This window comes from Streptomyces sp. MBT65 (assembly GCF_016612545.1).
In the GTDB taxonomy this organism is placed as follows: Bacteria; Actinomycetota; Actinomycetes; order Streptomycetales; family Streptomycetaceae; genus Streptomyces.
In genome coordinates, this window is record NZ_JAENRY010000476.1 from 1 (window position 1) to 3,965 (window position 3,965).

4 protein-coding genes are annotated in these 3,965 nt (G+C 72.2%); 3 read left to right on the top strand and 1 reads right to left on the bottom strand.

Features of this window, described 5'->3' with window-relative positions; all coding sequences use genetic code 11:
- The coding region (locus JHN63_RS48525; RefSeq protein WP_200691530.1) for an aminotransferase class I/II-fold pyridoxal phosphate-dependent enzyme at nucleotides 1-632 on the bottom strand (632 nt) is incomplete at its 3' end.
- A gap of 147 nt (nucleotides 633-779) precedes the next feature.
- On the opposite strand from JHN63_RS48525, the gene bioB reads away from it, so the two are divergent.
- From bioB to bioD, 3 genes are all read left to right on the top strand, one after another.
- Nucleotides 780-1,982 (top strand): biotin synthase BioB, encoded by a 1,203-nt coding sequence (gene bioB / locus JHN63_RS48530; protein ID WP_200691531.1) that lies wholly within the window; start codon nucleotides 780-782, stop codon nucleotides 1,980-1,982.
- Nucleotides 1,975-3,282 (top strand): adenosylmethionine--8-amino-7-oxononanoate transaminase, encoded by a 1,308-nt coding sequence (locus JHN63_RS48535; RefSeq protein ID WP_200691532.1) that lies wholly within the window; start codon nucleotides 1,975-1,977, stop codon nucleotides 3,280-3,282. Before bioB ends, JHN63_RS48535 begins: the two co-directional genes overlap by 8 nt.
- A gap of 1 nt (nucleotide 3,283) precedes the next feature.
- On the top strand, nucleotides 3,284-3,965 hold a 682-nt coding region (gene bioD, locus JHN63_RS48540), incomplete at its 3' end, for a dethiobiotin synthase (protein ID WP_200691533.1).

The window sequence follows — 3,965 nt, forward strand, 5'->3', positions numbered from 1 at the left end:
GCGTACGGCGCCCCGCGCCCGCCCTCGCCCAGCACCCCGAGCCCGTGCGCGTCGTCGAGCAGCAGCCCCGCCCCGAACTCCCGGCACGCCTCGGCGAGCGCCCCCACCGGAGCCGCGTCCCCGTCCACGGAGAACACCGAGTCGGACACCACCACGGCCTGCCCGTCGTGCGTCCGCAGCGCCTTGCGCACCCCGTCCGGATCGGCGTGTCCTACGACCTGGGTGGCGCCCCGGGCCAGCCGGCAGCCGTCGATGAGGGAGGCGTGGTTGCCCGCGTCGGAGACGATCAGTGAACCGTGCGGCGCGAGGGTGGTGACCGCGGCGAGGTTGGCCGCGTAACCGGAGGAGAAGACGAGGGCGGCCTCGAACCCGGTGAACTCGGCCAGCTCGCGCTCCAGTTGGGCATGCAACTCGGTCGTACCGGTGACCAGCCGCGAGCCGGTGGACCCGCCGCCCCAGGTCCGCGCCGCCGCCGCGGCCCCCTCGACGACCTCGGGATGGTGCGCGAGCCCCAAGTAGTCGTTGCTCGCCAGATCGAGGAGCGGCGAGTCGGCGGGACGCGGTCGCAGGGTCCGTACGAGCCCGGCACGACGGCGCTGCTCCGCCTGGTCGTCGATCCAGCCGAACGCCATGGTTCCTCCGGGGCTTTTGTAGGCAGTGCACAGACACTAATCGGACGACCGGCCGCCCATGGTGTGGTGATACCCACACCGCCAGCTGCATGTCTTGTGCATTCTCTCCTTGGCCGCGGGCGGTCCCGTAGGACAGGATCGGGCCTCATGGACCTGCTGAACACGCTCGTGGACAAGGGGCTTCGGCGCGAGCTGCCGACCCGCGCGGAAGCACTCGCCGTCCTCGCCACCTCCGACGACGACCTGCTGGATGTCGTGGCCGCGGCCGGAAAGGTGCGCCGGCACTGGTTCGGGCGACGGGTGAAGCTCAACTACCTCGTCAACCTGAAGTCCGGCCTGTGCCCCGAGGACTGCTCGTACTGCTCGCAGCGGCTCGGCTCCAAGGCCGACATCCTGAAGTACACGTGGCTGAAACCCGATGATGCCTCGAAGGCCGCGGCGGCCGGTGTGGCGGGTGGCGCCAAGCGCGTGTGCCTGGTGGCCTCCGGCCGGGGCCCGACGGACCGGGACGTGGACCGGGTCGCGGGCACCATCAAGGCGATCAAGGACCAGAACGAGGGCGTCGAGGTGTGCGCCTGCCTCGGCCTGCTCTCCGACGGCCAGGCCGACCGGCTGCGCGAGGCGGGCGCGGACGCCTACAACCACAACCTCAACACCTCCGAGTCGACGTACGGCGACATCACGACGACCCACACGTACGCCGACCGCGTCGACACCGTGCAGAAGGCGCACGCGGCGGGCCTGTCCGCCTGCTCCGGCCTGATCGCCGGCATGGGCGAGAGCGACGAGGACCTGGTCGACGTCGTCTTCTCCCTCCGCGATCTCGACCCGGACTCGGTGCCGGTGAACTTCCTGATCCCGATGGAGGGCACCCCGCTCGAGGCCGACTGGCACCTCACCCCGCAGCGCTGTCTGCGCATCCTCGCGATGGTGCGGTTCGTCTGCCCGGACGTAGAGGTGCGCATCGCGGGCGGCCGTGAGGTCCACCTGCGCACGATGCAGCCCCTCGCCCTGAACCTCGCCAACTCGATCTTCCTCGGCGACTACCTCACGTCCGAGGGCCAGGCCGGCCAGGCCGACCTGGAGATGATCGCGGACGCGGGCTTCGAGGTGGAGGGCGCGGGCGAGGTGACGCTGCCGCAGCACCGGGCCGCTGTGGCGGGGGGCGGATGCGGGTCGCACGAGGACGCCGGGTGCGGTGGGGGCTGCGCTGGGCATGAGGGCGCCGCAGTCTGCGGCTCGGCTCCCGCTTCTACGTCCGCTCCCGTGCCGCAGGTCGACGAGGTCCGCCGGGACCTGGTCTCCGTACGCCGTCGAGGTGCCGGAACGGATCTAGCGCCCAATGCCTGACCCGACCGCCCTGCCCGCCCTGTCCGGCCTGCCCGTCCCGGAGCTGCTGGAGCTGGACCGGCGGCACGTCTGGCATCCGTACGGTCCGATGCCCGGCCGGGTCGACCCGCTCGTCGTGGAGTCGGCGAGCGGGGTACGGCTCCGACTGGCGGGCGGCGGGGGCGAGTTGGTCGACGGGATGTCGTCCTGGTGGTCGGCGATCCACGGCTACAACCACCCCGTGCTCAACGAGGCCGCGCACGAGCAGCTCGGCCGGATGAGCCACGTGATGTTCGGCGGGCTCACGCACGAGCCCGCCGTACGGCTGGCGAAGCTCCTTGTCGACATGTCACCCGACGGCCTGGAACACGTCTTCCTGGCCGACTCGGGCTCGGTGTCGGTCGAGGTCGCGGTGAAGATGTGCCTCCAGTACTGGCGCTCCCTCGGCCGCCCCGGGAAACAGCGTCTGCTGACCTGGCGCGGCGGCTACCACGGCGACACCTGGCAGCCGATGTCGGTGTGCGACCCCGAGGGCGGGATGCACGAGCTGTGGTCGGGCGTCCTGCCCCGCCAGGTCTTCGCCGACGCACCACCGACCGAATACGACGATTCCTACGCGGCCCATCTGCACGAGCTGATCGGGCGGCACGCGCACGAGCTGGCCGCGGTGATCGTGGAGCCGGTGGTGCAGGGTGCGGGCGGGATGCGGTTCCACTCGCCCGCGTATCTGCGGGTGCTGCGGGAGGCGTGCGACGCGCATGACGTGCTGCTGGTGTTCGACGAGATCGCGACGGGCTTCGGTCGTACGGGCGCGCTGTTCGCGGCGGAGCACGCGGCGGTGACGCCGGACGTGATGTGCGTGGGCAAGGCGCTGACCGGCGGCTATATGACGATGGCGGCGAGCCTGTGCACGTCACGCGTGGCCGAGGGCATCTCGCGGGGCGAGGTACCGGTCCTGGCCCACGGCCCGACCTTCATGGGCAACCCGCTGGCGGCGGCCGTGGCCTGCGCGTCGATCGAACTCCTCCTGAACCAGGACTGGTTGACGGAGGTCAAGCGCATCGAGACGGGCCTGCGGGAGGGCCTGGCCCCGGCGGCACAGCTCCCCGGCGTGCGGGACGTCCGCGTCCTGGGTGCCATCGGCGTGGTGCAACTCGACCACGACGTGGACATGAAGGCCGCGACGGACGCGGCCGTACGCGAGGGCGTGTGGCTGCGGCCGTTCCGCGATCTCGTCTACACGATGCCGCCGTACGTCACGAACGACGCCGACCTGGCGCGGATCGCCCGCGCGGTGTGCGCGGCGGCGCGGGAGGGATGACATGCCGGTACTGGTGATCACGGGCACGGGCACGGAGGTCGGCAAGACGATCACCACGGCCGCGGTGGCCGCGGCGGCGCTGGCGGCCGGCCGCACGGTGGCCGTCCTGAAGCCCGCCCAGACGGGTCTACGGCCGGACGAGCGCGGCGACGCCGACGAGGTCGCGAGGCTCGCGGGCGCCGTGACGACGGCCGAACTCGCCCGCTACCCCGAGCCGTTGGCCCCCGGCACGGCGGCGCGGCGGGCCGGTATGACTCCTGTCCACCCGCACGAAGTGGCCGAAGCCGCCCAGAAGTTGGCCACCGAGCACGATCTGGTGCTGGTCGAGGGCGCGGGCGGGCTGCTCGTACGGTTCGACGAGGAGGGCGGCACGCTGGCGGACGCGGCACGGTTGCTGAACGCCCCGGTCCTGGTGGTGGCCTCGGCGGGCCTGGGCACCCTGAACACGACGGAACTGACGGCCCGTGAACTCCGCTCCCAGGGCCTCGACTTGCTGGGCGTGGTGATCGGCAGCTGGCCCACCACCCCTGATCTGGCGTCCCGTTGCAATGTGGCCGACCTGCCGGAGGTGGCGGGGGCACCGCTGCTGGGCGCGTTGCCGGAGGGGGCGGGGACTCTCCCTCCTTCCGACTTCCGTGCTGCGGCGCCGGGTTGGGTGGGGCCGCGGCTTGACGGGGTGTGGG